Annotated in this window: 26 protein-coding genes; 16 read left to right on the forward strand and 10 right to left on the reverse strand. The window is 70.7% G+C overall.

What is annotated here, in order from left to right:
* Positions 1-6: 6 nt before the first annotated feature.
* Positions 7-1,197 carry an acyl-CoA dehydrogenase family protein gene (locus Q7L73_RS15760; protein WP_304690693.1) on the reverse strand — a complete coding sequence of 397 codons (1,191 nt, stop codon included), beginning with the start codon at positions 1,195-1,197 and terminating at the stop codon, positions 7-9.
* 141 nt (positions 1,198-1,338) lie between these two features.
* Positions 1,339-1,788: a hypothetical protein gene (locus Q7L73_RS15765; protein WP_304690694.1), complete on the reverse strand. Its 450-nt coding sequence runs from the start codon at positions 1,786-1,788 to the stop codon at positions 1,339-1,341.
* A gap of 236 nt (positions 1,789-2,024) precedes the next feature.
* On the opposite strand from Q7L73_RS15765, the gene Q7L73_RS15770 reads away from it, so the two are divergent.
* The 5 genes from Q7L73_RS15770 to Q7L73_RS15790 are packed head-to-tail and all read left to right on the forward strand — an operon-like array spanning position 2,025 to position 7,254.
* On the forward strand, positions 2,025-2,807 hold the full coding sequence (locus Q7L73_RS15770) for an enoyl-CoA hydratase/isomerase family protein (RefSeq protein WP_304690695.1): 783 nt from the start codon (positions 2,025-2,027) through the stop codon (positions 2,805-2,807).
* Entirely contained in the window at positions 2,804-4,369 is a 1,566-nt protein-coding gene (locus tag Q7L73_RS15775) for an acyl-CoA carboxylase subunit beta (protein ID WP_304715586.1), read from the forward strand. The genes Q7L73_RS15770 and Q7L73_RS15775 overlap by 4 nt, the downstream gene beginning before the upstream one ends.
* Positions 4,366-5,256, forward strand: coding sequence for a 3-keto-5-aminohexanoate cleavage protein (locus Q7L73_RS15780; protein WP_304690697.1), 891 nt, complete (start codon positions 4,366-4,368; stop codon positions 5,254-5,256). Before Q7L73_RS15775 ends, Q7L73_RS15780 begins: the two co-directional genes overlap by 4 nt.
* Positions 5,253-6,497: a CaiB/BaiF CoA-transferase family protein gene (locus Q7L73_RS15785; protein WP_304690698.1), complete on the forward strand. Its 1,245-nt coding sequence runs from the start codon at positions 5,253-5,255 to the stop codon at positions 6,495-6,497. The genes Q7L73_RS15780 and Q7L73_RS15785 overlap by 4 nt, the downstream gene beginning before the upstream one ends.
* Complete coding sequence (locus tag Q7L73_RS15790) at positions 6,490-7,254, forward strand: MerR family transcriptional regulator (protein WP_304690699.1); 765 nt, start codon at positions 6,490-6,492, stop codon at positions 7,252-7,254. The genes Q7L73_RS15785 and Q7L73_RS15790 overlap by 8 nt, the downstream gene beginning before the upstream one ends.
* 1 nt (position 7,255) lies before the next feature.
* Here the strand turns inward: Q7L73_RS15790 and Q7L73_RS15795 are convergent, their stop codons facing one another.
* The gene (locus Q7L73_RS15795) at positions 7,256-8,248 is read right to left on the reverse strand and encodes a DUF2804 family protein (protein ID WP_304690700.1); all 993 of its coding nucleotides are present in this window, start codon (positions 8,246-8,248) and stop codon (positions 7,256-7,258) included.
* Between the two features lie 160 nt (positions 8,249-8,408).
* Between Q7L73_RS15795 and Q7L73_RS15800 the strand changes: the two genes are divergently transcribed.
* From Q7L73_RS15800 to Q7L73_RS15820, 5 genes are read left to right on the forward strand one after another with little or no spacing between them, the layout of a single operon-like run.
* A complete protein-coding gene (locus Q7L73_RS15800) occupies positions 8,409-9,023 on the forward strand; it encodes a TetR/AcrR family transcriptional regulator (RefSeq protein WP_304690701.1) in 615 nt (204 codons plus the stop codon).
* 32 nt (positions 9,024-9,055) lie between these two features.
* Entirely contained in the window at positions 9,056-9,193 is a 138-nt protein-coding gene (locus tag Q7L73_RS15805) for a hypothetical protein (protein ID WP_304690702.1), read from the forward strand.
* Positions 9,190-9,417 (forward strand): hypothetical protein, encoded by a 228-nt coding sequence (locus Q7L73_RS15810; RefSeq protein WP_304690703.1) that lies wholly within the window; start codon positions 9,190-9,192, stop codon positions 9,415-9,417. Before Q7L73_RS15805 ends, Q7L73_RS15810 begins: the two co-directional genes overlap by 4 nt.
* On the forward strand, positions 9,407-9,844 hold the full coding sequence (locus Q7L73_RS15815; RefSeq protein WP_304690704.1) for a phage holin family protein: 438 nt from the start codon (positions 9,407-9,409) through the stop codon (positions 9,842-9,844). Before Q7L73_RS15810 ends, Q7L73_RS15815 begins: the two co-directional genes overlap by 11 nt.
* The gene (locus Q7L73_RS15820; protein ID WP_304690705.1) at positions 9,844-10,098 is read left to right on the forward strand and encodes a DUF3618 domain-containing protein; all 255 of its coding nucleotides are present in this window, start codon (positions 9,844-9,846) and stop codon (positions 10,096-10,098) included. Before Q7L73_RS15815 ends, Q7L73_RS15820 begins: the two co-directional genes overlap by 1 nt.
* A gap of 167 nt (positions 10,099-10,265) precedes the next feature.
* Here the strand turns inward: Q7L73_RS15820 and Q7L73_RS15825 are convergent, their stop codons facing one another.
* Complete coding sequence (locus tag Q7L73_RS15825) at positions 10,266-10,574, reverse strand: hypothetical protein (protein WP_304690706.1); 309 nt, start codon at positions 10,572-10,574, stop codon at positions 10,266-10,268.
* 180 nt (positions 10,575-10,754) lie between these two features.
* Entirely contained in the window at positions 10,755-11,612 is an 858-nt protein-coding gene (locus Q7L73_RS15830) for a DegV family protein (RefSeq protein ID WP_304690707.1), read from the reverse strand.
* A gap of 58 nt (positions 11,613-11,670) precedes the next feature.
* Between Q7L73_RS15830 and Q7L73_RS15835 the strand changes: the two genes are divergently transcribed.
* Both Q7L73_RS15835 and Q7L73_RS15840 read left to right on the forward strand, forming a co-directional pair.
* Entirely contained in the window at positions 11,671-11,952 is a 282-nt protein-coding gene (locus Q7L73_RS15835) for a glutathione S-transferase N-terminal domain-containing protein (protein WP_304690708.1), read from the forward strand.
* A gap of 14 nt (positions 11,953-11,966) precedes the next feature.
* Complete coding sequence (locus tag Q7L73_RS15840; RefSeq protein WP_304690709.1) at positions 11,967-13,679, forward strand: hypothetical protein; 1,713 nt, start codon at positions 11,967-11,969, stop codon at positions 13,677-13,679.
* A 62-nt stretch (positions 13,680-13,741) separates the two neighbouring features.
* On the opposite strand, the gene grxD is transcribed toward Q7L73_RS15840, so the two are convergent.
* Both grxD and Q7L73_RS15850 read right to left on the reverse strand, forming a co-directional pair.
* Positions 13,742-14,137: a Grx4 family monothiol glutaredoxin gene (gene grxD / locus Q7L73_RS15845; protein WP_304690710.1), complete on the reverse strand. Its 396-nt coding sequence runs from the start codon at positions 14,135-14,137 to the stop codon at positions 13,742-13,744.
* A gap of 10 nt (positions 14,138-14,147) precedes the next feature.
* The gene (locus Q7L73_RS15850; protein WP_304690711.1) at positions 14,148-14,381 is read right to left on the reverse strand and encodes a BolA/IbaG family iron-sulfur metabolism protein; all 234 of its coding nucleotides are present in this window, start codon (positions 14,379-14,381) and stop codon (positions 14,148-14,150) included.
* An 85-nt stretch (positions 14,382-14,466) separates the two neighbouring features.
* On the opposite strand from Q7L73_RS15850, the gene Q7L73_RS15855 reads away from it, so the two are divergent.
* Positions 14,467-14,820 carry an iron-sulfur cluster assembly accessory protein gene (locus Q7L73_RS15855; RefSeq protein ID WP_304690712.1) on the forward strand — a complete coding sequence of 118 codons (354 nt, stop codon included), beginning with the start codon at positions 14,467-14,469 and terminating at the stop codon, positions 14,818-14,820.
* Between the two features lie 83 nt (positions 14,821-14,903).
* On the forward strand, positions 14,904-17,231 hold the full coding sequence (locus tag Q7L73_RS15860) for a flippase-like domain-containing protein (RefSeq protein ID WP_304690713.1): 2,328 nt from the start codon (positions 14,904-14,906) through the stop codon (positions 17,229-17,231).
* Positions 17,232-17,297: 66 nt separating this feature from the next.
* Here Q7L73_RS15860 and metH read toward each other — a convergent pair whose 3' ends face one another.
* From metH to Q7L73_RS15875, 3 genes are all read right to left on the reverse strand, one after another.
* Positions 17,298-20,870, reverse strand: coding sequence for a methionine synthase (gene metH / locus Q7L73_RS15865; protein WP_304690714.1), 3,573 nt, complete (start codon positions 20,868-20,870; stop codon positions 17,298-17,300).
* A gap of 161 nt (positions 20,871-21,031) precedes the next feature.
* Complete coding sequence (locus Q7L73_RS15870) at positions 21,032-23,185, reverse strand: glutamine synthetase III (RefSeq protein WP_304690715.1); 2,154 nt, start codon at positions 23,183-23,185, stop codon at positions 21,032-21,034.
* Between the two features lie 585 nt (positions 23,186-23,770).
* Positions 23,771-24,412, reverse strand: a complete 642-nt coding sequence (locus tag Q7L73_RS15875) for a hypothetical protein (protein ID WP_304690717.1) — start codon at positions 24,410-24,412, stop codon at positions 23,771-23,773.
* A 281-nt stretch (positions 24,413-24,693) separates the two neighbouring features.
* Between Q7L73_RS15875 and Q7L73_RS15880 the strand changes: the two genes are divergently transcribed.
* Positions 24,694-25,434, forward strand: coding sequence for an ABC transporter permease (locus Q7L73_RS15880; protein ID WP_304690718.1), 741 nt, complete (start codon positions 24,694-24,696; stop codon positions 25,432-25,434).
* Between the two features lie 31 nt (positions 25,435-25,465).
* Positions 25,466-26,491: an ABC transporter ATP-binding protein gene (locus tag Q7L73_RS15885; protein ID WP_304690719.1), complete on the forward strand. Its 1,026-nt coding sequence runs from the start codon at positions 25,466-25,468 to the stop codon at positions 26,489-26,491.
* The last annotated feature ends 7 nt before the right edge of the window (positions 26,492-26,498 follow it).

The following is a 26,498-nucleotide window of genomic DNA, read 5'->3' on the forward strand; positions in this document are numbered from 1 at the left end:
AACCCCCTAGAGCCCGTAGGAGCGGCCGATCACGTCGAGCATGATCTCGTCGGTGCCGGCGCCGATGCGGTTGAGGCGCATGTCGCGCCAGACGCGCTCGATCCCGTACTCCTGCATGTAGCCGGCGCCGCCGTGGATCTGGATGCACTCGTCGGCGACCTCGACCGCGACGCGCGCGGCGTGCAGCTTCGCCATCGAGATCTCGCGCACCGGGTACTCGCCGTTGTTGAAGCGCCAGGCGGTCGTGTAGACCATCTGCCGCGCCGACTCGATCTTCGTCGCCATCTCGGCGAACTTGTGGCGCGTCACCTGGAACTTGCCGATCTGGCGGCCGAAGGCGGTCCGCTCGAGCGCGTACTGGAGCGTGCGGTCGAAGGCGAGCTGGGCGCCCGCGACGCAGCCGGCGGCGCCGATCAGCCGCTCGCCCTGGAGCTCCCACATGATGTGGTAGAAGCCCTTGCCGACCTCGCCGAGCACGGCGCTGTCGGGCACGCGCACGTCCTGGAAGGCGAGCAGCGCGGTGTCGGAGGCGTGCATGCCGAGCTTTCTGAGGCTCTTCTCGCGGATCACGCCCGGCAGGTTCATGTCGACGATGAAGACCGTGTAGCCGTCGTAGCCGGCCTCTCTGTCGCCGGTCTTCGTCATCAGCACGATGAAGTCGGCGCGGATGCCGTTGGTGATGTAGGTCTTGGAGCCGTTGATGACCCACTCGTCGCCGTCGCGCACGGCGCGCGTCTTGATGCCGGCGACGTCGGAGCCGGCGTCGGGCTCCGTTATGCCGATCGAGGCGATCTTCTCGCCGCGCATCGCCGGCGCGAGGTACTGCTGCTTCTGCTCCTCGGTGCCGAACGCGAGGATCGGCGGCGTCGCCATGTCGGTGTGGACGGCGACGCCCATCGCGAGGCCGCCGGAGTGAGCGCCGGCCATCTCCTCGGCGAGCACGAGGTTGGCGTAGTAGTCGCCGCCCTGGCCGCCGTACTGCTCCGGCACGGAGAGGCCGAGGAAGCCCAGCTCGCCCATCCGCGCGATCACCGAGTCGGGGAAGGTCGTCTCCTCCCACTCCTCGGCATGCGGCGCCAGCTCCTTCGCGACGAAGCGGGAGATCGACTCGCGCAGGCGGTCGTGCTCCTCGGTGAAGATGAAGTGCTTGCGCTGCGCGTTGAAGTCGGGCTTCAGCACGTTCTCCGCAGTGGCCATGCGACGTCTCCTCGGGTGCGCGGTGGCAAAGTGAGCAGTAGGACTTCCTACTTTCGATCCTTCCGCACCGCGCCCGGAAACGCAAGCGGCCCAGTCGTCATGGGACGACCGGGCCGCTGAAGGCTGCCTGTCAGCGCGCGCTCAGCGCACGACGAAGCGGCGGATCTTCGAGTAGACGTTGCAGTTCCGCACCTCGCAGTTGATGTGGTACGCCTGCCAGTAGTAGGTGCCCGGACGCTGCATGAACCAGGTGTCGAACGTGTACGCCGGCGGCTTGTACGAGTAGTTGTGGTTCTTGCCGCGCTTCATGTTCGTGAAGGTGCCGAATCTCGTCTGCTTCAGTCTGCCGCGGTTGTCGCGCGCCTTCGAGCTGGAGATCGTCAGCCAGACTCTGCCGTTGTAGGCCTTGCCGACGTCGCGCGCCTTGAAGAGCGGCTGCGTGCCTCTCGCGAGGACCTTGCCGTTGCCGGGGGCGAGCAGCTTCGGGCCGACGTCGGCGCTGGCGGCGCCGGCCGTGGCGGTGAGCGCGAGCGATGCGGTGACGAGCGCGAGCGCAGCGCGGCGCGGGCGCACGAGAGTACGTGCCTCCAAGGAGACCTCCTGGTGAGTCGAGGGTGGGACGAGAAAGAGCCGTTCCCGCGCGCCAAAGGTGGAAAACCCTCGCTGTCCGCGCGCCCGCGCGGCACTGCCCGCCGCCGCAACTCGGCAACCCGCGGCGTGATGCGTCGCGCCGCCGCGCCGCGTCTCGCGACCTCGCGCTTGACGCTCCGCCCCGCACCCGCAAGAGTTGGAAGTGAAACGTCCTACTTCTCACAGGAAAGGGCCGCGTGGACTACACGACCCTCCGCTGCGACGTCGCCGACGGCGTCGCGACGATCGCGCTCGACCAGCCGGACTCACGCAACGCCCTCTCCGACGAGCTGCTCGACGACCTGCTCGCGGCCTTCGCCGCCGCCCGCGACGACGACGCCGTCCGCTGCGTCGTCCTGACCTCGACGCACGACAGAGTCTTCTCCGCCGGCGGCAACCTCGGCGGCTTCGCGGCCGAGCTTCCGCTCGCCCACAAGCATGCCGCGATCGACCGCTTCCCGCGCCTCTTCACGCTGATCGGGCAGCTCGGCAAGCCGACGATCTGCGCCGCCAACGGCCACGTGCTGGCCGGCGCGCTCGGGCTCGCGCTCGCCTGCGACCTGATCGTCGCGAAGGAGGGCGTCACGTTCGGGACGCCCGAGATCAACGTCGGCGTCTTCCCGTTCATGATCATGGCGCTGATCTACCGCAACGTCGGCCGCAAGAAGACGAACGAGCTGCTGCTGCTGGGCGAGCGGATCGACGCGCACGAGGCGGAGCGGATCGGGATCGTCAACACGGTCGTGCCGGCCGATGAGTACGACGCCGCCGTCGCAGACTGGGCCGGCAGACTGGCGAGAAAGTCGCCGCTGCTGATGAAGCTCGGCAAGGACGCGATGTTCCGCCAGCAGGACATGGCCTTCGCGGAGGCGCTCGACTTCCTGCGCGCGCAGCTCGCGCTCGCCTTCGCGACCGACGACATCCAGGAGGGCGTCAGAGCCTTCTTCGAGAGACGGGAGCCGCAGTGGACCGGTCGGTGACCAATCCGCCGAGCATCCTCCGGCCGCTGGTCGAGGAGCTGCACGCGCGCCGCGCCAGAGCGGCCCTCGGCGGCGGCGAGGAGAAGATCGCCAGGCAGCACGAGCAGGGCAAGCTGACCGCGCGCGAGCGGCTGGCGCTCCTGATCGACGCGGGCACGTTCACGGAGCTCGGCATCAACGCCGGCATCCACTACTCGGTCCGCGGGCTGGACGGCAAGGAGGCGCCGGCCGACGGCGTCATCACCGGCTACGGCAAGGTCGACGGCCGCCTGGTCGCCGTCTGCGCCTACGACTTCACCGTGATGGCCGGCTCGATGGGGATGAGCGGTGAGATCAAGGTGACGCGCCTGCGCGAGCTGGCGCTGAGCAAGCGGATCCCGTTCGTGTGGCTGCTCGACTCGGCCGGCGCGCGGATCCAGGAGGCGGTCGGCTCGCTGTTCGCCGGCTCCGGCCACCTCTTCCGCGAAGAGGTCGTGATGAGCGGCGTGATCCCGCAGGTCGCGGCGCTGATGGGGCCGTGCGCCGCCGGCACCGCCTACATCCCCGGCCTCGCCGACTTCGTGCCGATGGTCAAGGGCCGCGGCTCGATGGCGCTCGCCGGCCCGCACCTCGTGCGCGCGGCGGTGGGGGAGGACGTGACGCAGGAGGAGCTGGGCGGCTCGCGCGTGCACTGCCGCAAGTCGGGCGTGGGCGACCTCGAGGTCGCCGACGACGAGGAGTGCGTCCTGCGGATCAAGCAGTACCTCTCCTACATGCCGCAGCACTGCGAGGCGCCCGTCCCGCGGCGGGAGGTCTCCGACCCGGTCGACCGGATGGACGACGAGCTGCTCGACGTGCTGCCGGAGTCCAACCGCAAGCCGTACGACATGTACGAGGTGATCCGGCGGATCGTCGACGACGGCGAGTGGTTCGACATGAAGCCGCAGTGGGCGAAGACGATCATCACCTGCTTCGCGCGCTTCGGCGGGCGGCCGGTCGGGATCGTCGCCAACCAGCCCAAGCAGCTCGGCGGCATCCTCGACATCGACTCGGCCGACAAGGCCGCGCGCTTCGTCAACCTCTGCAACGCGTACGGGATCCCGCTGCTGTTCCTGCAGGACGTGCCGGGCTTCATGGTCGGCACGAAGGTCGAGGCGGCCGGCATCATCCGCCACGGCGCGAAGATGCTCTACGCGGTCGCCAACGCGACCGTGCCGAAGATCACCGTCGTCGTCCGCAAGGCCTACGGCGCCGGCTACTACGTGATGAACGGCAAGGCCTACGAGCCGGACCTGATCGTCGCCTGGCCGAGCGCCGAGATCAGCGTGATGGGGGCCGAGGGCGCGGTCGAGATCGTGATGCGCAGAGCGGTCGAGGCGGCCGACGATCCGGCCGCCAAGAGAGCCGAGCTGGTCGCCGCCTACCGCAGAATCATCGACGTCTACATCGCCGCCAAGAACGGCATGATCGACGACGTGATCGACCCGCGCGAGACGCGCCCGGTGATCGTCAGAGCGCTGGAGATGGCCGAGGGCAAGCGCGTCGAGCGGCCCTGGAAACGACATGGAGTGGTGCCGGTATGAGCCTCGCAGACCCCGTCATCGTCACCTGCTCGATCTCCGGCGCGATCGCCAATCGAGACCAGTGCGCGGCGATCCCCTACACGCCGGCCGAGTACGCCGCCGAGGCGCGGCGGGCGGTCGACGAGGGCGCCTCGATGATCCACATCCACGCGCGCACGCCTGACGGCACGCCGTCGTACGAGATCGAGGACTTCCGCGCGATCACCGACGCGATCCTCGCCGAGGTCGGCGACGTCGTGGTCAACTTCTCGACCGGCGCGCTCGGCGTCTCGTTGGAGAAGCGGATCGCCTACCTGCGCGCGCTGAAGCCCGACGTCGCGGCGCTGAACATGGGCTCGATGAACTACGCGAAGTACTCGAGGAGACGCAGAGACTTCGTCTTCCACACCGTCTTCGAGAACAGCTTCGAGTCGATCATCACGCTGCTGAAGGCGATGAACGAGGAGGGGATCAAGCCCGAGCACGAGTGCTTCGACACCGGCCACATCGCCAACCTCGACCCGCTGATCGACATGGGGATCCTCAGACAGCCGCTGCAGATCTCGTGCGTGATGGGCGTCACCGGCGGCATCCGCCCGAGCGCGCGCAACCTCGCGCACATGGCCGAGAACGTGCCCGGCGGACCCGACGGCGAGAACGAGTGGGGCGTGATCGGCATCTCGCGCGACCAGTGGATGCTGATCGCGACGGCGCTGACGCTGGGCGGCAACGTCCGCGCCGGCCTGGAGGACAACTTCTACCTGCCGGACGGCACGATGGCGCGCTCCAACGGCGACCTGATCGCGCAGGCGGTGCGGATGGCGCGCGACGTCGGCCGGCGCGTGGCGACGGTCGAGGAGACGCGGGCGATGCTCGGGGTCCCCAAGCGCGAGCGGGCGACGGCATGAGCGGGCCGCTGACGGGGCTCAGAGTCCTCGACCTCTCGCGGTTGCTGCCGGGGCCGTTCTGCTCGCTGCTGCTGGCCGACCTCGGCGCCGACGTGCTGAAGGTCGAGGACACCGGCATGGGCGACTACGTGCGCTGGTCGCCGCCGTACGTCGAGGGCGTCGAGGACTCCGCCAGATCTGCGCTCTTCCTCGCGCTCAACCGCAACAAGCGCTCGCTCCGGCTCGACCTCAAGTCCGACGAGGGTAAGGCGGTGCTGCTGCGGCTCGTGCGCGAATACGACGTGCTGCTGGAGTCGTTCCGCCCCGGCGTGCTCGACCGCCTCGGCGTCGGCTACGAACGGCTCAAGCAGGAGAATCCGGGGATCGTGTACTGCGCCATCAGCGGCTACGGGCAGGACGGTCCGTACCGGGATCGCGCCGGCCACGACATGAACTACCTCGGCCTCGGCGGGATGCTGGCGCTGACCGGCGCGGCCGGCGGCCCGCCGGTCCAGAACGCCGGCCAGGTCGCCGACGTCGGCGGCGGCGCGCTGATGGCGGCGGTCGGGATCCTCGCCGCGCTGCGCGAGCGCGAGCAGTCGGGTGAGGGCCAGCTCGTCGACGTCTCGATGACCGACGGCGCGCTGTCGTGGCTGGCGATGCTCGCCGCTCAGCAGCTCAACGACCCGGCCGGCAGACCGCTGCGCCGCGGCGAGCTGCCGTTGAGCGGCTCGCTGCTCTGCTACCGCCCGTACGCCTGCGCCGACGGCTGGGTGACGCTCGGCGCGCTGGAGCCGAAATTCTGGCTGGCATGGTGCCGCGGCGTCGGTCGCGAGGACCTCGTCGAGCGCCAGTTCGATCCGCCCGGCAGCGAGGCGCACGCGCAGGTCGAGGCGATCTTCGCCGCCCGCACGCGCGACCAGTGGGGCGAGTTCGCGGCCGCGCACGACTGCTGCATGGAGCCGCTGCTGGAGCTGGACGAGGCGCTCGAATCCGATCTGGTGCGCGCGCGTGAGATGGTGGTCGAGCTGGACCAGCCGGGCGCGACCGAGCCGGTCCGCCTGCTGGGGCTGCCGATCAAGCTCAGCCGCACGCCGGGCGACCCGGCGCGCGCGCCGGGCCCGGCGCTCGGCGGCGACACCGACGCGGTGCTGGAGGCGGCCGGCTACGGCGCCGAGGAGATCGCGGCGCTGAAGCAGGCCGGCGTGGTCGCGGGCCCGCCCGTCTCGTCGAGCGGCGCACAGGGGTCGTTCCTTGGCTGAGGCGGCGCCCAGCCCGCGCGAGCCCGCCGCGCCCGGCTCCCCTCGCGAGGAGGGGCTGCTGAAGATGTCGCAGCTGGCCGAGCGCTCCGGCGTCTCGGCCGGCACGATCAAGCACTACCTGCGCGAGGGGCTGCTCGGCGACCAGGAGGGCGTCGTGCGCACGAGCCGCAACATGGCCTACTACCCGCCCGACTTCGTCGATCGGATCAGGCTGATCAAGCGGCTGCAGGAAGAGCGCTTCATGCCGCTGAGAGTGATCCGCGACGCGCTGCGCGACGATCCCGAGCGGCTGGAGGCGCTGGTCGAGCTGGAGGACCGCATCCTCGAGCGCGCGGTCGCGGCCGGCGATCGCACGCGCACCTCGCGCAGCGCGGTGCAGGAGCGCTACGACGTGCCGCGCAACGTGCTGGCGCGGATGGAGCAGATCGGCGTGCTGACGCCGACCGGCCGCGGCTACGACGCCGACGACGTGCAGATCATCGAGGCGATCTCGCGCTTCCGCGCCGGCGGCTTCGAGGAGGCGATCGGCTTCACCGTCTACGACACGATCCGCTACCGCGAGGCGCTCCAGCCGCTGGTCGAGGAGGAGGTCGGCACGCTGCTGCACCGCCTCGCCGCCCGCGTCGACCCCGACCGCGCCGTCGAGATCGTCCAATCCGGCACCGAGCCGCTGCGCGAGCTGATCGGCGCGATCCACTCGAAGCTGCTGATCGAGGAGCTGCAGCGCCAGCGCGACGATCGCCGCCGCGAGCCGTGACTCACCAGCGGGCGGTGTGCCGCTCCATCACGCCGTAGCCGCTGGCGAGTCGGGCGCCGCCTGGGAGGGTGCCGTCGAAGGTGCCGAACGGCTGGCGGTAGGAGCTGCGCACGAGCAGCAGGTTCTCGTTGCGCTCGCGCGTCGCCTCGGCGGCGAAGCGGAGGTCGCCGCCGTCGCCGGTCGTGACGGCGGAGAGGTCGTCGGCGAAGCGCGCCGGCGCCGCCTCCTGCGGGACGCCGTCGAGCCAGACGGTGCGCTCGCTGGCGTGCGCGGGGTCGTTGATCCCCTCGACCAGGTTCCAGGCGGCGGCGCGGCCGTCGGCGGTCGTGCCGACCCCGGCCGACCAGCGCCAGGCGGTGCTGCGGGCGTGGTAGCCGGCGCTGTCGTCGACGACGGCGCAGGCGTCGAGCGCGTGCGCGACGCCGTCGAGCACGACGGTGCCGTGCGCGCGCACGCCGCCCTGCTTGCGCGTCCAGGCATAGGCGGCGCCGTGCGGGCAGATCGTCTCGACGCCGTCGACCTCGTCGAGCAGCAGGTCGATCGCGACGCCGTCGTCGTCGACGCGCACGACGCCGGGCCGGTCGAGCCCGAGCGTGACGCCGCCCTTCGAGAGCCGCGTGCGCTCGCGCAGCCGGCCCTCGCAGGCGCGGCTCCAGACGGCCCAGAACGACTGGTGCGCGAGCCCGACCCGCACCGCCCCGACGCACAGCATCAGCTGCTCGCCGAAGACGCCGACGTAGCGCCACTGCTTCAGCGGCCGCGTCCCGCGCAGCGGCGCCATCCGCGCCGGCGGCAGCGCCAGCGCGTCCAGCGGCGCCGGCCGCATCGCGCCGTAGCGGCCGCGGTAGGGGCCGAACGGGCCTGGGGGCAGCAGCACGCCCGCTGTCGCGTCGCGCGCCGTGTCAGGCGCGCCGGCGCTCGCGTCGCCCGCGGACGTCGCCGGTTCGGAGATCCCGCCCGGAACGACTTCTGGATCGTCGGTCGATGACGCCATGCGGCTGCGGTATCCTCATCTCTCCGGGATTGACTGACCAGTCAATCTGTTCCGTCTTGGAGGATCACCACACCGTGCGCGCCGCGGCGATCCAGCTGAACTCTACTGACGATCGCGACCGCAGCCCCGCAGTCGCGGGCTCGTGCGAGGCGGGCGTCTGATGGCCCGCGCCCAGCCGGCCGTCGACAAGCGGCGCCTGATCCTCGACGCGGCCGTGCGCGTCTTCGCGCGCCAGGGCTTCCACACCTGCCGCGTCTCCGACATCGCCGACGAGGCGAGAGTCGCCTACGGCCTCGTCTACCACTACTTCAAGAGCAAGGACGAGATCCTCGACACGCTCTTCCTCGAGCGCTGGGACGTGCTCCTGAGGGCGATCGCGGAGGTCGACACGCAGGAGATCCCGGCGAGGCAGAAGCTCTACGCGATAGCGGGCTTCATCGTCGACTCCTACCGCCACGACCCCGACCTGATGAAGGTCATCATCGTCGAGGTGACGCGCGCCGCCAACACCTTCGGCCGTACGCACCTGCCGCAGATCCGCCAGGCGTACGAGCAGATCGCGGCGATCGTCGACCGCGCTCAGAGAGACGGCAGCTTCCGCGACACGGTCACTCCGGACTTCGCCGCGTTGGCCTTCTATGGCGCCGTCGAGCAGGTTCTGACAGGCTGGATCTTCTCGTTGCTGCCGGTCGGTGATCGGGAATACGAGGATGCCAAGACCCTCATCGTCGAAACGATCTGCGGTGGCCTGGAACGCGTCGAGGGTGCGCAGTAGCCGCCGGGAGAGCTGATTGAATGCCCGAACTGATGAAGGAAAGCGATCTCGTCAAGCGACTGATCTGGTCCGGCCTGCTGGCCGGCATCGGCGCGCTCGCCAGCATCGCGACCCAGCGGCTCGCGACGTTCGTCTGGCTGCGCGCCTTCGGCGAGGAGCCGCCGGAGTGAGCGCAAGCGACCCCGGCGTGCCGCTCGGCGGCGCGCGCGAGGAGGCTGCGGCTGACGCCGAGCCGACCGTGAGCGTGCCGCTCGGCGCGCCCGCCGGCCCCGCTGCCGCCGCGCAGCCCCTCGCCATCCCTGGCCTGCCCCTCGACAGACCCGAGCTGCACATCGGCGCCGCCTTCGTCGGCGGCCTCGTGCTCGCGCGGGTCCTCAAGCGCCTTGCCGGCTGAAGATCCGACACCCAAGAACATCGCGCAGGCGATCACCGAGGTCTCCGAGAAGGCCTCGCTGCTGGTGCGCGAGGAGATCGAGCTGGCGAAGGCCGAGATCAGCGCCAGAGTGACGAAGCTCGTCAAGGGCGCGATCGTCGGGATCGCCGCCGGCATCTTCATCGTCGTCGGCCTGCTCTACCTCATAGAGTCGGCCGCCTGGGGCATCTGGGATCTCAGCGGCTGGGGCGACAACTACTGGTTCGGCTTCCTCGTCGTCGCGCTGCTGCTGTTCCTGCTCGGCGGTCTCGCCGGCGCGCTCGCCTACAAGGCGGTCAAGGCCGGTTCGCCGCCGTCGCCTGAGATGGCGATCGAAGAGGCGAAGAAGATCAAGGAGACGGTGCAGTCGTCAGGTGACGACACCCCGTCCGTCAGAGGGGTGTCCTGATGGCCGCGCGCACGCCGGAAGAGATCCGCGCCTCGATCGAGGCCAACCGCAAGGACCTCGGCGCCTCGCTGGAGCTGCTGCGAGGTCACGTCGAGGAGCTGACCGACTGGCGCAAGCAGCTGGCCGGCAAGCAGACGGAGGCGATCATCGCCGCGGCCGCCGTCGGCTTCGTGCTCGGCGGCGGGATCGCCGCCGTCAGCGGCATCGTCACGCTGCGGCGGGTTCGCAACCGTCGCAAGCGCCGCCGCTGGTAGCGAGTAGCACGCCAACGGCGGCGCCCGAGCGCGCCGCCGTCATGCGTTGCTCAAGCTGTCATGAAGGGCTTGCGCCGCCGCGAGGCGTGGCGCTTGCTCGGCGCCGCCGTCGCCGAGGCTGAGCGCCCCATTCGCCGACGACGGCGGCTGCCGAGGTGGTGTCGCGCTCAGCGGATCGCGGCGCGCACGCCCGGCGGCACCGACTGATGCTCGGCGACGGCGGCTGCACGCTGCGAGCCGCGCACGAAGCGCGTGCGGGCGCGCGCGCTGCGCACCTCTGGGATCTCGTTCGCGAGCGAAGCGCGCGCCGTCAGGCGCAGGCTGCGATCGCAGTTGTCGGCTCGGCCGGCCGCGGCCGCGACGGCCACGACGAGCGCCGAGACGGCGATCCAGACAAGTCCGACGATCCCGATGAGCTGGAACAAAGCCATTCCCCGGTCTCCCTGTGTCTCCGGTTCTCCCGACAGACGTGCCATGGCACCCCTGCCGGGACGCCTGTACGGACTCCCACGATCATCACTCCCCGATTCAAACCTTTGAGAAACGCAGAGGTTCCGCATAGGTTTGCGCAAGGTCTGGTTCGCGCAGCCGGAAGCTGGTGCAATCGCTCGGACAGCGGCGTTTCGACGCGCCGGAGGCGGGTAACCGCTGCGGCTTCAAGAGAGGTGGCGCAGCGGCAGTCCGCCGGCGCCCAGCAGACCGGGTCCGACGTGCGTCCCGATCACCGGGCCGACCTCGGAGACGAAGACCGGGTCGGTGCCGAATATCTCGCGCCCGCGCTCGACCATCCGCGCGCACGCCTCGGGTGCCTGGATGTGCTGGATCACCCAGCCGTCGGCGCCCTCGTCCTTGCGCGAGCGCAGGTAGTCGACCAGCCGCTCGAAGGCGCGGCCGGAGGTGCGCACCCGCTCGACCGGCGTGATCTCCGCCTCCAGCGTCAGGATCGGCTTGATCTTCAGCGCCGAGCCGAGCCACGCCTGCGCCGTGCCGATGCGGCCGCCGCGGCGCAGGTACTCGAGCGTGTCGATCGCGAACCACATCTTCAGCGCCGCGCGGGCCTCGCGCGCGTGCGCGAGCACCTCGGCCGCGCCGATCCCGCGCGCCGCCGCGGCATGCGCGGCGAGCACGACGAGCCCCTCGCCGCCGCAGGCGCTGACGGAGTCGAGCACGTGCACGCGCTCGGCCCGCTCACCGAGCGTCTCGCGCGCCTGCTGGGCGGCGCCGACCGTCCCGGAGATCCCGCCCGCGAGGTGGATCGAGACGATCTCGCGGCCCGCGTCGAGCAGCGGCTCCCAGACGGCGAGGAAGTCGCCGATCGACGGCTGCGAGGTCGTCGGCAGGGAGGGGGCGCCGGCGAGGTGGCGGTAGTAGCCGTCGAAGTCGGGCAGCTGCGACTCGCGGTCCTCGCGCCCGTCCCAGTGGACGTAGAGGCTGACCTCGTGGATGCCACGCGCGGCGACCAGCTGTCGCGGCAGGTAATGACAGGTGTCGGTGACGATCGCGACGGGCGCCATGGCGGCGCACCCTAGTCGATCGCAGCGCGGCAGCGTGCGGTTCGTCACAATTCCGCACATGAGCGCGCAGGGCAGGGCGACGCTGCACCGTTGCAGGACCCCGACCGACTGGCTCTGCCCGTGCGGTCGCGTCGCGCGGGCGCTGCGCCGCGCCGGCGTCGACCACGACGAGCTGCGGGTGCCGCAGCGGCGCGCCGCGCGCGCCGAGGTGAAGGCGCTCAGCGGCCAGACGCGCGTGCCGCTGCTGCTGATCGACGGCGAGGCGATCTGCGACTCGCGCCGGATCGTCGAGCACCTGCGCTGGCGCGCCGCCGGCACATCCTCGCTTCAGGAACGGTGACTACAGTGCCGCGCATGTTCGTCCGAGCACTCACCGTGACAGCCGTCGCGGCCGCCGTCGGCGCGCCTGCCGCCGCCGCCAGAGACCCGATCGTGCCGCTGTCCGACGTCCACCGCGGCATGACGTGCACCGCCCGCACGGTCGTGCAGGGGACGACGATCACCGACTTCGGCGTCGAGGTCCTCGACGTCGTCGACGACGTCGACGGCAGCGGGCCGAGAATCCTCGTGCGCGTCAGCGGCGACGCGGTCGCCGGCAGCGGCATCGCCTCCGGCTTCTCCGGCTCGCCGGTCTACTGCGCCCGCCCCGACGGCTCGATCGGCAACGCCGGCGCCGTCTCGGCGACGGTCGGCCAGTACGGCAACGACGTCGGCCTGGTGACGCCGATCGAGTCGATGCTGAAGCTGCCGCTGAAGCCGCCGTCAGGCGCGCGCACGCTGTCGAGGGCGGCCGCCGCGAGCGTCAGAGCGGTCGACTCGCCGCTGACGATCGGCGGCCTCTCGCCGGCGCTGGGGAAGCTCGTCGAGCGCTCCGCGCGCGCCGCCGGGCGGACGATCGTCGCCACACCGGCCGGGCCGCTGGGGACGTTCGCGCCGCAGCCGCTGGTGCCGGGCGCCTCGATGGGCGCCGCCTACGCGACCGGCGCGCTGGCGCTGAGCGCGATCGGCACCGTCACCTACCGCGACGGCGACACGATCTGGGGCTTCGGCCACCAGTTCGACGGCGTCGGCCGGCGCGCGCTGCCGCTCCAGGACGCCTACGTCTACACGGTCGTCGACAACCCGCTCGACACGAGCGAGTCGACCTCCTACAAGCTCGCCTCGCCCGGTCACACGCTCGGCGTGCTGTCCAACGACGCCGCCTCGGCGGTCGTCGGCGGCATCGGCGCCAGAGCGCCGACGACCCCGGTCACCGTCAACGTGCGCGACAAAGACCGCAAGACGAAGCTGACGCAGACGACGCTCGTCGCGGACGAGTCGGCCGTCGGCGACCCGCTCGGCCACGGACTGCTGCCGACGGTCGCGCCGATCTCGCTGATGCAGGCGATCACGAAGGCGTTCGAGGGCGCGCCCGCGCGCGAGACCGGCTCGCTCTGCCTGACCGTGCGCGTGCGCGGCGTCAAGAAGCCGCTGCGCTTCTGCGACCGCTACGTCGTCAACGGCTCCGACACCAGCGGCGTGCCGGCGCTGGCGACCGCGATGGGCAACGACGTCACGAACGCGCTCGGCGCGATCGACGGCGCCCGCTACGCGGCCCTGCACGTCGACAGCGTGAGAGCCGACGTGACAATCGAGCGCGGCCTGCGGCTGGCGACGATCCGCTCGCTGAGCGGTCCGGCGACCGTCAAGCGCGGTCAGCGCGTGCGGCTGCGGATGCAGGTGCGCGAGGACCGCGGCCCCATGAAGACGATCCCGCTGACGCTGACGATCCCGCGCGACGCGAAGCTCGGCCAGCAGATGCTGACGCTGTCGGGCACGGCGCTGGACCAGGGCGGCAGCGACGGCGACACGATCACGATCGTGCTCGACGCCGGCGGGGGCGAGAGCGCGGGCAGCTCCGGCGGCGCGCAGACGTTCGCGCAGGTGAAGACCGGCTTCGGCTCCGCCCAGCGCTGGGACGGCGTCAAGGCGAAGCTCGGCAAGCTGCGCTGGAGAGCGACGCGGGATCCGCAGATGCGGATCGACGGGCGCGGCCAGCTGGCGCTGCGCGTCGTCAGAGGCGGCTGAGCGGCGGGCGGCGGGCGGCGGCGCGGCGGACTCCCCGCCGCGCGCCGCCACCGCGCGAAGGCTCAGCTGAGGCGGTTCTCGATCGACAGCGGCGCGGAGCCGCCGGCCTCGGCGGCCGGCTCCGGCTGCGCGGCCGGCTCGACGCCGAGCAGCTCGGCCAGCTCGCCGCTCTCGTACATCTCGGCGACGATGTCGGCGCCGCCGACCAGCTCGCCTCTGACGAACAGCTGCGGGATCGTCGGCCACTGCGACAGCGCCGACAGCTCCTGGCGGATGCGCGGGTCGGGCAGGATGTCGACGGCCGCGAACGGCGCGTCGAGCGACTGCAGCGCCGCCGCGGTGCGCGCCGAGAAGCCGCACATCGGCTGCTCCGGCGTGCCCTTCATGAACAGGATGACCGGGTTCTCGGCGATCGCCTCGCTGATCGCGTCCCGGAGCGGGTTGGTCTCTTCGCTCACGATGAAGTCCTCACTTGGCGGCCGCGGCCACCTTCGTCTGCAGGGAGAGGGCGTGGATCGAGCCGCCCAGTTCGCCGGCGAACACGTCCATGACGAGCCGGTGCTGCGCGATCCGGCTCAGCCCTTCGAACTGCGGGGCGGCGACGACGGCGGCGAAATGCTGCCCGTCGTCGCCCGAGACCTGCGCGGACGCGCCCGGCAGTGCGGCCTCGATCCGCTGCTTCAGCTCTTCGCTCGTCGCCATGAGCCCTAGAGTAGCGATGCTCGCCGCCGCCCCGAGGGGTCGCTACACTGAATGAAGTGTTGGGTCCGAACGCGACGGAGACGCAATGATCACGCTCACCGACAAAGGCGCAGAGAAGGTCCACGAGTTTCTCGACTCGCAGAGATCGGAGATCGACACGGCCGGCCTGCGCGTCGGCGTCCGTGGCGGCGGCTGCTCGGGCTTCCAGTACGCGCTCGCCTTCGACCAGCAGCGCGACGGCGACATCGTCTTCGAGGACAGAGGCATCCGCCTGCTCGTCGACAAGCCGAGCCTGCCGTACGTCCAGGGCTCGGTGATCGACTACGTCGACGAGCTGCAGGGCGCTGGCTTCAAGGTCGACAACCCGAACGTGATCGCGGCCTGCGGCTGCGGCTCCTCCTTCCGCGTGGCGGAAGAGGAAGAGGTCTCGGCCGTCTGAGCCCCGGGCCTCGTGTGAGAGGTCTGTAAAGGTTCGGCTACCCCCAGCCGATCCACCCGGGGAACGCGATAGCATCCCGCTCGATGCGCATAGCCCTGGTCTCACCGTATTCGTGGACCTATCCGGGCGGCGTCACTCGGCACATCGAGGCCCTCGCCGAGTCTTTTCTGAGCGATGGCCATGACGTGCGCGTGCTGGCGCCCTTCGATCCCGACGATCGCCGGACGCGGTTCCTGCACAGAGGCGCTGCCCCTCAGCAGCGGCCCATGCCGGATTACCTGATCCCGCTTGGCGGCACGATCGGCTTCAACGCCAACGGCGCCGTCTCGAACCTGATGGCGACGCCGTCGGGCCTGATCAAGATGCGCACGGAGCTGCGCACCGGCGGCTATGACGTCGTCCACCTGCACGAGCCGGTCGCGCCGAGACTGTGCTGGGACGCCTGCGTCAGCGCCGACGCGCCGCTGGTCGGGACCTTCCACGCCTACTCGACCAACCGCTTCTCGAACAACGTCGCGAACGTGCTCGGGGCGCGGCGGATGCTCAACCACCTGCACGTGCGTGTCGCCGTCTCCGAGGCCGCCGCCTGGACGGCGCAGCGCTTCTTCGGCGGCCGCTACCGGATCATCCCCAACGGCGTCGCCGTGCCCGACCTGGGCGCGCCGAAGCAGCCGGGGGAGAAGCTGCGCGTCGCCTTCGTCGGCCAGGCGGTCGAGCGCAAGGGCCTGCCCGTGCTGCTGCGCGCCTTCGAGGCGCTGCGCGAGCACATCCCGGTCGAGCTGACGGTCGTCGGCGCCAACCGCGAGGAGGTCGAGCCGCTGCTGCTCGACGATCGCGACATCACGATCCTCGGCCGCGTCGACGACGACGAGAAGCGCCGCGTGCTGGAGCGCGCCGACGTGCTGTGCGCGCCGTCGCTCGGCGGCGAGAGCTTCGGGATGGTGCTGACGGAGGCGTTCGCCGCCGGCACGCCGGTCGTCGCCTCAGACATCGCCGGCTACAGAGACGTCGTGCGCGACGGGCTCGACGGCGTGCTCGTCCCGCGCGGCGATGCGACCGCGCTCGCCGAGACGCTGCGCGACCTCTGGCTCGACCCGGCCCGCCGCGCCGCGATGGGCGTCGCCGCCGCCGCGCACGCGCAGCGGTTCGCCTGGCCGCGCGTCTCGCAGGAGGTGCTGGGCGCCTACCAGGACGCGATCGAGACCCCTTCGCCGCGCACGACCGCCGAGCGGATCGGCGTGAAGCTCGGCACGGTCCCCGCGGACCTGCAGCCGAAGCTGAAGGCGAGACGGCTGCCGAGCATCGAGCCGCCGCCGGTCGCAGGCGCGCGCCGCCCGGCGCTGGCGCTGGCGCGCAAGGTCGTGATGGCGCTGATGGCGGTCGCCGTCGTCGTCGGCGCGGTGCTGGCGTTCCAGCGCATCGGCGTCGACAAGGTCGGCACCGCGCTGCTGGACTCGAGCCCGCCGTGGGTGCTCGCCGGCCTCGGCATCATGTGCGCCTCGATGGCGGTCCGCGCGGTCGCCTGGGAGGCGATCCTGAAGGCCGCGCTGCCGGATGCGCGCGTCCGCCTGCGCGACGCGATGCAGGGCACCTTCATCGGCGTGCTGATGTCGGCGACGCTGCCGGCCCGCCTCGGCGAGCCCTCGCGCGCGCTGATCGTCGCGCGCCGCACCGGCCGCCCGCGCGAGCACTTTCCGATCGTGCTCGGCACGATCGTCTCGCAGACGCTCTTGAACATCCTCGCGCTGGTGCTGCTGGGGATCGCGACGCTGTCGTCGGTCGACGTCTTCAGCGGCCATCAGAACGCGCTCCTGGTCGCGACGATCGCGCCGCTGGTGCTGCTCGCGATCGTGCTGATCGCGCCGCCGCTGCTGAGCGCCGGCAAGCACTCCCGCTTCGCGAGACTGCGCGAGCTGACCGGCAGAGCGCGGCGCGCGCTCGGCCGCGTGCGCGACGGCCTCACCGTCTTCCGGCAGCCGAAGCTCGGTGCGGTCGCGCTGTTCGCGCAGCTCGGCGCCTGGGTGCTGCAGTGGCTCTCCTGCTACGTGCTGCTCGTCGCCTTCGGGCTCGACGACCAGGCCGGCCTCGGCGCCGCCGCCGCGGTCCTGTTCGCCGTCAACGTGACGGCCGTGCTTCCGGCGACGCCGTCGAACCTCGGCATCTTCCAGGCCGCCTGCATCTTCGTGCTGAGCAGCGGCTACGGCGTCTCGCACGCCGACGCGCTCGGCTACGGCATCGTGCTGCAGGCGGTCGAGGTCGCGACGGCGGTGCTGATGGGCATGCCCGCGCTGCTGAAGGAGGGCGTCTCGTGGAAGGACGTCCGCCTGCGCGCGATGCAGACCTCGCCGGTCAAGCTGCACCCGCATCCGCGCCAGCGCCACGGCACCGCCCAGGGCGGCGCGGAGGCCTAGAACGAGCGACGGCCGCCCCGCGCGCAGCGGGACGGCCGTCGGAAGCTGCGGTGGCGGGCCGGCGGCTCAGCCGGCCGGCGTCGCGTCGGGCGTGACCTCGGCCTCGATCGAGCCCTCGCGCGGATCGCCGTCGAGCGCGCCGACGTCGAGCAGGCTCGGGTCCTTGTCGCTGCCGGCGATGATCTCGTCAGGCGCCTTGTCCTTCGGCAGGAAGCCGCTTCTCATGCCGAAGTAGACGGCCTGCGGGTGGTGCGCGACGATCGCGACCGTCGACTGCTCCGGCTCGACGGCGAAGCCGCCCGAGAGGCGCATGCCGATCGACTCGGCGTCGAGCAGGTCGAACACCTTGACGTGCTCGGACTGGTCCGGGCAGGCGGGGTAGCCCCACGAGTAGCGGCGGCCCTGGTCGAGGTCGATGCCGAGCTCGCTGCGCGCTCTCGCATGGACCCACTCGGCCATCGCCTCGGCCGTCTGCACGCCGAGGCCGTGGACGAACAGCTGCTCGGCGAACTCGCCGTCGGCCTCGAGTCTCGCCATCAGCTCGGTGACCTCGTCGCCGGCGGTGACGACCTGCAGCGCACAGACGTCCCGCTCGTCGCTGGAGAGCGGGCGGTAGAGGTCGGCGAGGCAGATGCGGTCGTGCTTGGGCTGACGCGGGAAGACGAGCCGGTGCAGCTCTCTGTCGTGGTCCTCGGGGTCGAAGACGATCAGCTCGTTGCCCTCGCTGTTGCAGGGGAAGAAGCCGAGCTTCGCGCGCGGGCGCAGATAGGTCTGCTCTCTCCACATCCGCTCCAGCCGCGGGATGAAGTTGTCCCGCAGCAGCTCCGTCCAGGCGTCGCCCTTGACGCCGCGGCCGCCCCAGTGGAGCTTGAAGAGGACGTGCGTGTCGATGTGGTGCCAGACCTCGTCCAGCGGCACGTCGAGCTCGCGCACGCCCCACCACGGCGCCGTCGGCACCGGCAGGTCGGTGCGGGCGGCCGAACGGACCGAGTCGTCGGTGACGGGCGGCGCGTCGTCGACCACGACGACCTTCTCGCGCAGTCTCTTCGCTGCCGCCTGCGTCAGCGAGACCAGCTCGGCGCGCTTCTCGGCGTCGACGATCTGGTCCATCTTCGCGAGCCCCTCGAAGGCGTCCTTGCAGAAGAAGACGCCCGGCGCGTAGACCTCGTCGGAGGCTCTGCCGTGCGGGTAGAGCGCGCGCAGGCCGAAGTCTCTGTTGATCGCGGCGCCGCCGATCAGGACCGGGTAGTCGAGCTTGCGCTCGTGCAGCTCCTGGACGGCCAGCGGCATCTGCTTCGAGGTCGAGACGAGCAGCGCGGAGAGGCCGATCGCGTCGGCTCTGTGCTCCTGCGCGGCGTCGAGGATCGTCGAGACCGGGACCTGCTTGCCGAGGTCGACGACCGTGTAGCCGTTGTTCGTCAGGATCGTGTTGACGAGCGACTTGCCGATGTCGTGGACGTCGCCGAAGACGGTCGCGAGCACGACCGTGCCCTTCGTGTAGCCCTCGAGCCGGTCGAGGTAGTTCTCCAGCCGTGCGACGGCCTTCTTCATCACCTCGGCCGACTGCAGCACGAACGGCAGGATCAGCTCGCCGGCGCCGAACTTGTCGCCGACCTCCTTCATCGCCGGCAGCAGCACGTCGTTGAGCGTCGGGACGGCGCCGATCTTGTCGACCGACTTGTCGATCCAGTCCTCGACGCCCTCCTTCTTGCGGCGCAGGACGTGGAAGTGAAGCGCCTCCTCGGGCTCCATCCCGGCGGTCGGGTCGGCGGTCTCGTCCTCGGCCGTCTCGCCCTTCTCCTCGAAGTGCTCGATGAACCGCTGGGTCGCGTCGTCGCGGCGGTTGAAGACGAGGTCGTCGGCGAGGTCGCGCTCGTTCTGCGGGATCTCCGAGTACGGCGTGACGTCCTTCGGGTGGACCATCGCGAGGTCGAGGCCGGCCTCGACGCAGTGATGCATGAAGACCGAGTTGAGCACCTCGCGGGCCGCTCTGCCGAAGCCGAAGGAGACGTTCGAGACGCCGAGCGAGGTGAGCACGCCGGGCAGCTCGGCCTTGATCGCGCGGATGCCCTCGATCGTCTCGACGGCCGAGTCCTTGAACTCGTCGGCGCCGGTCGCGAGCGTGAAGGTGAGCGCGTCGAAGATCAGCAGCTCGGCCGGCAGCCCGTGCTCCTCGACGATGTAGCCGTGCAGCCGCTTGGCGACGTCGAGCTTGCGCTGACGCGTCTTCGCCATCGACTCCTCGTCGATCGTGAGGGCGAGCAGCGCGGCACCGTGCTCGCGGCAGAGCGGCGTGACGAGGTCGAGCTTGTCGCGGCCGGCCTCGAGGTTGACGGAGTTGACGATCGCGCGGCCAGGGATCTGCTCCAGCGCGGCCTGCATCACGTCGGGCTCGGTCGAGTCGATCTGGATCGGCGCCGGCAGCGACAGCGAGATGCGCTTGACCAGCTCGCTCATCTGCTCGGCCTCATCCTGACGCTCGGTCAGCGCGACGCAGACGTCGAGCACGTGCGCGCCCAGCTCGACCTGGTTCTCGGCGATCGCCAGCAGGCCGTCGTAGTCGTCGGCGAGCAGCAGCTCCTTCGCCTTGCGCGAGCCCTGCGAGTTGACGCGCTCGCCGACGATCGTCGGGCGCGGCTCCTGGCCCAGCAGCGTCGCCGCGATCATCGAGGAGACGTGCGCCGGGCGCGGGGCGGGGCGGGCGGCGGGGGCAGGCAGGTCGGCGACGGCGTCGGCGATCGCTCTGATGTGGGCCGGCGTCGTGCCGCAGCAGCCGCCGACGATGCTGATCCCGTAGCGCTCGACGAACTCGCGCAGCGACGCCGCCAGCGGCTCCGGCTTCTCGGGGAAGATCGTCTCGCCGTCGGGGCCCTGCAGCGGCAGGCCGGCGTTCGGGATGCAGTGGACCGGCACCGGCGAGTGCTCGCCGAGGAAGCGGATCGCGTCGCGCATGTCCTCGGGGCCGGTCGAGCAGTTGAGGCCGATCGCCTGCACGTCGAGCGCGGTCAGCGTCGTCAGGACCGCGTCGATGTCGGTGCCGAGCAGCATCTTGCCGCCGTTGGGCAGCAGCGAGACGGAGACCTGGATCGGGAGCTGCTTGCCGGTCGCCTTGAACGCCTCGCGCGCGCCGAAGATCGACGCCTTCACCTCGAGGATGTCCTGCGCCGTCTCGATCATCAGCAGGTCGGCGCCGCCCTGGATCAGGCCGGTCGCCTGCTCGCTGAAGACCTCGACGAGGCTGCGGAAGGAGATGTTGCCGAGCGTCGGGTCGTCGGAGGCGGGGAGGAAGCCGGTCGGGCCGATCGAGCCGGCGACGAAGCGCGTCTCGCCGGCCGCCTTGCGGGCGATCTCGGCGCCTCTGCGGTTGATCTCAAGCGTGTGCTCGCCGAGGCCCCACTCCTCGAGCTTGAGACGAGAGGCCTGGAAGGTGTCGGTCTCGACGACCTGGGCGCCGGCGTCGAGCATCGACGCGTGCACGCCCTCGATCACGTCCGGACGGTTGAGGATCAGCGCCTCGTGGCACTTGCCCTGGAGTCCGCCGTAGTCCTCGGCGGTCAGCTCGAACTGCTCGAGCGTGGCGCCCATGCCGCCGTCGAAGACGACGACGCGGCTGCGAATGGCGTCGAGGTAGTCACGCATGGTCCGATCCTACCAGCGCCCGCGCCAACCTTGACACGACCGTGCCAAGGTTGGTCGTCCTCCGAACGACGAAAGCCCGCCCGCTCCGGTCGCGGGGAGACCGGAGCTGCGGCGGGCTTTCGCACGACTCGCGCGGACGGGCGCGAGAAGCTGGGCGAGTCCTACTTGATGAAGAGGATCTCGCTGTACTTCGGGAGCGGCCAGAGGTCGTCAGCGACGACCTTCTCGAGCTTGTCGGCGACCTCGCGGACGTCGGTCATCGCGGGGATGACCGAGTCGAGCAGGAACTTCGCCCACGTGGCCGGCGGCTCGTCCTCCTGGTTCTCCTTCAGGTTTATCGCCTCGAGCGCCTTGATCGCGGCGACGAACTCGGTCACCAGCGTCTCGGTCTCGCTGACGAGCTCCTCGACGCCGGCGGCCCTCAGCAGCGTCAGGTGGCGCAGCGCCGCCGGCAGCAGCAGCGTGCGGGCGATCGTCGCGGCCGTCTCGGCCTCGATGTTGATCTTGACCGCGTACTGCTCGGTGAAGACGTCGTAGCGGGACTCCAGCTCGCGCTCGGACAGCACGTTGTAGTGCTCGAACACCTTGACGGTGTCCTCGGCGACGAAGTACGGCAGCGCGTCCGGCGTCGTTCTGAGGTTGAGCAGCCCGCGCTCGGCGGCCTCGTCGTGCCACTCCTGCGAGTAGCCGTCGCCGTCGAAGACGATTCTCTTGTGGTCCTTGTAGCTCTTCTGCAGGACCGGGCGCAGCGCGTCGGCGAGCGAGGCGCCGCCCTTCAGGGCCTCCTCGAGCTGCGCGGCGAGGTCGTCGATCGCCTCGGCGACGATCGTGTTGAGGACCGTGTTCGGCAGCGCCACCGACTGCGTCGAGCCGATCGCGCGGAACTCGAACTTGTTGCCGGTGAAGGCGAACGGGCTGGTGCGGTTGCGGTCGCCGCCATGGAGCGGCAGCGGCGGCAGCACGTCGGTGCCGAGGCCGAGGAAGGAGCCGGGGACGGCCTCGCCGGCCTCGCCCTTCTCGATCGCGGTGTAGACCGTCTCGAGCTCTCTGCCGAGGAAGATCGAGATGATCGCCGGCGGCGCCTCGTTGGCGCCGAGGCGGTGGTCCTGGCCGGGGCCGGCTGCCGTCGCGCGGACGAGGCCCTGGTGCTTGTCGACGGCCTGGATGACGGCCGTGCAGAAGAACAGGAACGACAGGTTCGAGTGCGGCGTCGCGCCCGGCTCGAGCAGGTTCTTGCCCGTGTCGGTGCCCATCGACCAGTTGTTGTGCTTGCCCGAGCCGTTGACGCCGGCGAACGGCTTCTCGTGCAGCAGGCAGACGAGGCCGTAGCGGCGGGCGACGTTCTGCAGCACCTGCATCGTCAGCTGCTGGTGGTCGGAGCCGACGTTCGAGTTCTCGAAGATCGGCGCGACCTCGTACTGGGCCGGGGCGACCTCGTTGTGGCGCGTCTTGATCGGCACGCCCAGCTTCGCCAGCTCCAGCTCGACCTCGAGCATGTAGGCGAGCACGCGCTCCGGGATCGAGCCGAAGTAGTGGTCGTCGAGCTCGTGGCCCTTCGGCGGCTTGGCGCCGAACAGCGTGCGACCGGTCGTGATCAGGTCGGGGCGCTCGAAGTAGTACTGCTCGTCGATCAGGAAGTACTCCTGCTCCGGGCCGACCGTCGTGAAGATCCTCTGCGACTGCTCGTCGCCGAGCAGGCGCAGCGCCTTGATCGCGGAGGTCGAGAGCGCCTCCATCGAGCGCAGCAGCGGGATCTTCGTGTCGAGCGCCTCGCCGGTCCAGGAGGCGAACGCGGTCGGGATGCAGAGCAGCGCGCCGTTCGGGTTCTCGAGGATGAAGGCGGGGCTGGTCGGGTCCCAGGCGGTGTAGCCGCGGGCCTCGAAGGTCGCGCGGATGCCGCCCGTCGGGAAGGAGGAGGCGTCAGGCTCGCCCTGGATCAGCTCCTTGCCGGAGAACTCGGCGATCGCGGTGCCGTCACCGTCGGGGCCGTAGAACGAGTCGTGCTTCTCGGCGGTCGAGCCCGTCAGCGGCTGGAACCAGTGCGCGTAGTGGGTCGCGCCCTTCTCCAGCGCCCACTCCTTCATCGCCAGCGCGACCGCGTCGGCGAGCGAGCTGTCGAGCGCCTCGCCGTTCTCCAGCGTCGACTGGAGCTGCTTGAAGACGGACTTCGGCAGGCGCTTGCGCTGCTCGGCGGGGCTGAACACGTTCTCGCCGAACACCTGGTTGTCGGGAAGCGTCAGGTCCAGGGTGCCGAGCGTGGCGCCGTTGGGCGACCACTGGGCCGCAGTGACGTTCTCTTGACGGATTCTGGGCATAGACGGGTGTTGTTCCTTTCCATCGTCCGTGCCGGGCAGGCTTTCTCCGGCTCGGCGCCGCTGATCGGTACGGCGAGGGGACGGTGGCTCGTGATTTCCGTGCGGAGCGAGCGTACGAAGGTTCCGCGGGATCGACACTATCCGCATGTCCAAAGGAACGCGGTTCCCGTTCGCCTCGTGACGCCGAGGTGACAACGCGCGCCGAGCCGGGGCCATGCGAGCGCGGTCTCCTCGCGCGTGACTATAAGGGCCGGGAACCCCCGTCGCCACGGATGCTCCGGGAAGCGGCGCGTGGACGGACCCGTCGTCGCGCCCCGGCCGGCCGTGGCGAAAGCCCGCAAGCGATCTTTCTCCAGATGTCCAAAGCGCCGTTTGGCGCGCTTGCGCAGACTGCTCGTACCGTCATCTCGCGCGCTGCCGTCTCGGCCCGGCGGCGTGCGGGCAGCAGTGCGAAAACTCGGCTCCGGCATCGTAATGACGGGCGGTGCCGGTCCGTGCAGCGCGAGGGCCCGTGGCGCGCGAGCGTCGCGGGCCCTTGTGTGCGGTGCGGCTGCGGTGCGGCTGCGGTCGGCTCAGGCCGGCGCGTCAGCGGCCGGCTGCGGCTTCGTCGCCGCCGGCGGGCACGCGGACCACCTGGCCGTCGGCATCCACGCGCGCCTGCGCGGGCGCGCGGCCGATCGTGACGTCGAAGGTGCCCTGCGCCTGCTGGTCGTCGCTCTGGACGACCTTCGCGCGGCCGCCGAGGCTGCCGGCGAGGCGCCAGCGGATTCTGTATCTGCCGGCCGAGATCGCCGACACCTGCCAGCTGAGCGTCGCCGTCTTGCCCGGCTCCAGCGGGCCGTACGCCCACGTGTCGGAGTAGGCGGTCATGCCGGGGCCCTGGTCGACGATCCAGACCGGGCGCGAGCGCGAGGCGAGGCCGGTGCTCTCGTCCAGGCGCGAGAATGCCTGCGCCTGGTCGCCGTCGCCGGCCATCTCGACCGTCGCGGCGAGGTTCGGGATCCGCTTCCCGCTTCTGTTCGCGACGACCAGTCTGAGCTCGGACTCGTCGGCGAGCGCCTGGCGCGCGGGGAAGGAGGCGTCGACCGCGACCTTGTAGGTGCCGTCGGCGTCGTTCGCGTCCTGGCGCTCGCCGCCGCCGCAGCCGGCGACGGTCGCGGCAAGCGTCAAGGCGACGGCCGCGGCGGCCGCCGTTCCGCCTCTGAGGATCGCGTCTCTCCCGGGCACAGCGGCGCGAACATAGCACGCGGCATGGTCGTCGCTCGCCGGTTGCCAGAGGCGCGAGATCCCCGGTCACAGACGTTTATAGAAGCGCGTGTCTCCTGCTCGGAGCGGTCTGACGGTTCCCGTTTGGCACACGTCCCGGCCGTGCCATACGCTGTCCCGCGGAAGGTGCCGTCTGGGTGCCTTCTCCCGTGTTTTCCAGGGAGGACGAGAGCAAGATGGTCCGAGCGGTCGCCGACCGAGCGTTGCTTCCCACGAGGAACGCCCTCGAGGAGATCGGCGACATGATGATCCTGACGGGCAAGACGATCGTGTCTGCGATCCGCCCGCCGTACCCCTATGGGGGCGAGTTCATCCAGCAGTTCCTGTTCGCGCTGAAGCTGTGCTGGTTCCCGCTGCTCGTCTCCACGGTCGCGTTCGGGTACGGCGCGCCGGGGCTGCAGGCGGCGAACTTCCTCGTCCTGTTCGGCGCGCTCGACCGTCTCGGCGGCTTCTTCGTGCTGGCCTCGATCCGCGAGTTCGCGCCGTTCGTGACGGCGATCGTGCTCGCCGGCGTCGCCGGCACGGCGATCACGGCCGATCTCGGCGCGCGCAAGATCCGCGAGGAGCTGGACGCGCTGCAGGTGCTCGGCGTCGACCCGGTCAAGAACCTCGTCGTGCCGCGCTTCCTCGCGCTGATGGTCGTGACCGGCCTCTTCAACGTCTACGCGCTGCTGTTCGGCATCTTCGGCGGCATCGTCGCGACGCTCGTCTACGGCGCGCCGCTGGGGCCGTTCTTCGCGACCTTCCTGACGAACGCGTCGACGACCGACCTGTGGGGGTCGATGCTGAAGACGACGCTGTTCGGGGCGATCATCGCGATCGTCTGCTGTTACAAGGGCATGACCGCATCGGGCGGCGCCGAGGGCGTCGGCCGCGCCGTCAACCAGGCCGTCGTCATAGCCTTCATGGGGATCTTCGCGTTCAACTACGTCTTCACGCAGACGCTGCTCGCGACGCATCCCGAGATCAACCTGATCCGCTGATGGGGACCGGACTCGACATCGGGAGGGACGTGTGAGCCGCGACTCCGACAACACCGACCGCGATCGCCTCGACAGAGACGAGCGCGAGTTCGCCGCCGCCGCCGAGCAGGGCGAGGTCATGGGCGAGATCGACGATCCCAGCGGGGAGAAGGACTCGTACCCTCAGGCTGAGCTCGAGCCTGAGAGTCGGGCGCTCGAGCCGCGCGTCTCGGTCGTCAACGAGCAGCAGCCCGCGGACGAGCCGGCCGGCGAGGAGGACGAGTTCCGCTGGCACACCGACGAGCGCCACGCCGTCGAGGGCGTCGAGGACGCCGTCGAGTTCGTCGACGTGCACAAGGCGTTCGGCCGCAACCAGGTGCTGCGCGGCCTCAACCTCGGCATCCCCGAGGGCAAGATCTCGATGATCCTCGGCCCTTCCGGCACCGGCAAGTCGGTCTGCATCAAGCACATGGTCGGGCTGCTCTACCCCGACCAGGGCGACATCCTCGTCCACGGCGAGTCGGTCCCGAACATGGTCGACGACGACCTCTTCGAGATGCGCAAGAAGTTCGGCGTGCTGTTCCAGGACGGCGCGCTGTTCGGCTCGATGAACCTGTTCGACAACGTCGCCTTCCCGCTGCGGCAGCACACCGACAAGGGCGAGGAGGAGATCTCCGAGATCGTCAACCGGCGCTTGAAGGAGGTCGGCCTCGCCGGCTCGCACGACAAGATGCCGAACGAGCTGTCGGGCGGCATGCGCAAGCGCGCCGGCTTCGCGCGCGCGCTCGTGCTCGATCCCGAGATCGTCCTCTTCGACGAGCCCGACTCCGGCCTCGACCCGGTCCGCACCGCGCTGCTGTGCGAGCTGATCAAGGAAGTCCATGCCGAGAACGGCGGCGCCTACGTCGTCATCACCCACGACATCGCCAGCGCGCGGCGCGTCGCCGAGTTCATTGCAGTCCTCTGGCGCGGCCGCATCGTAGAGTCGGGGCCGGCGAGAGATCTGTTCGCCTCCGAGAACCCGTTCGTCCGTCAGTTCCTCAGCGGCGAGTCGCAGGGCCCGCTCGGGATGGAATAGGACTGTC

The sequence above is a fragment of the Conexibacter sp. CPCC 205762 genome (genome assembly GCF_030646155.1).
Lineage (GTDB): Bacteria > Actinomycetota > Thermoleophilia > Solirubrobacterales > Solirubrobacteraceae > Conexibacter.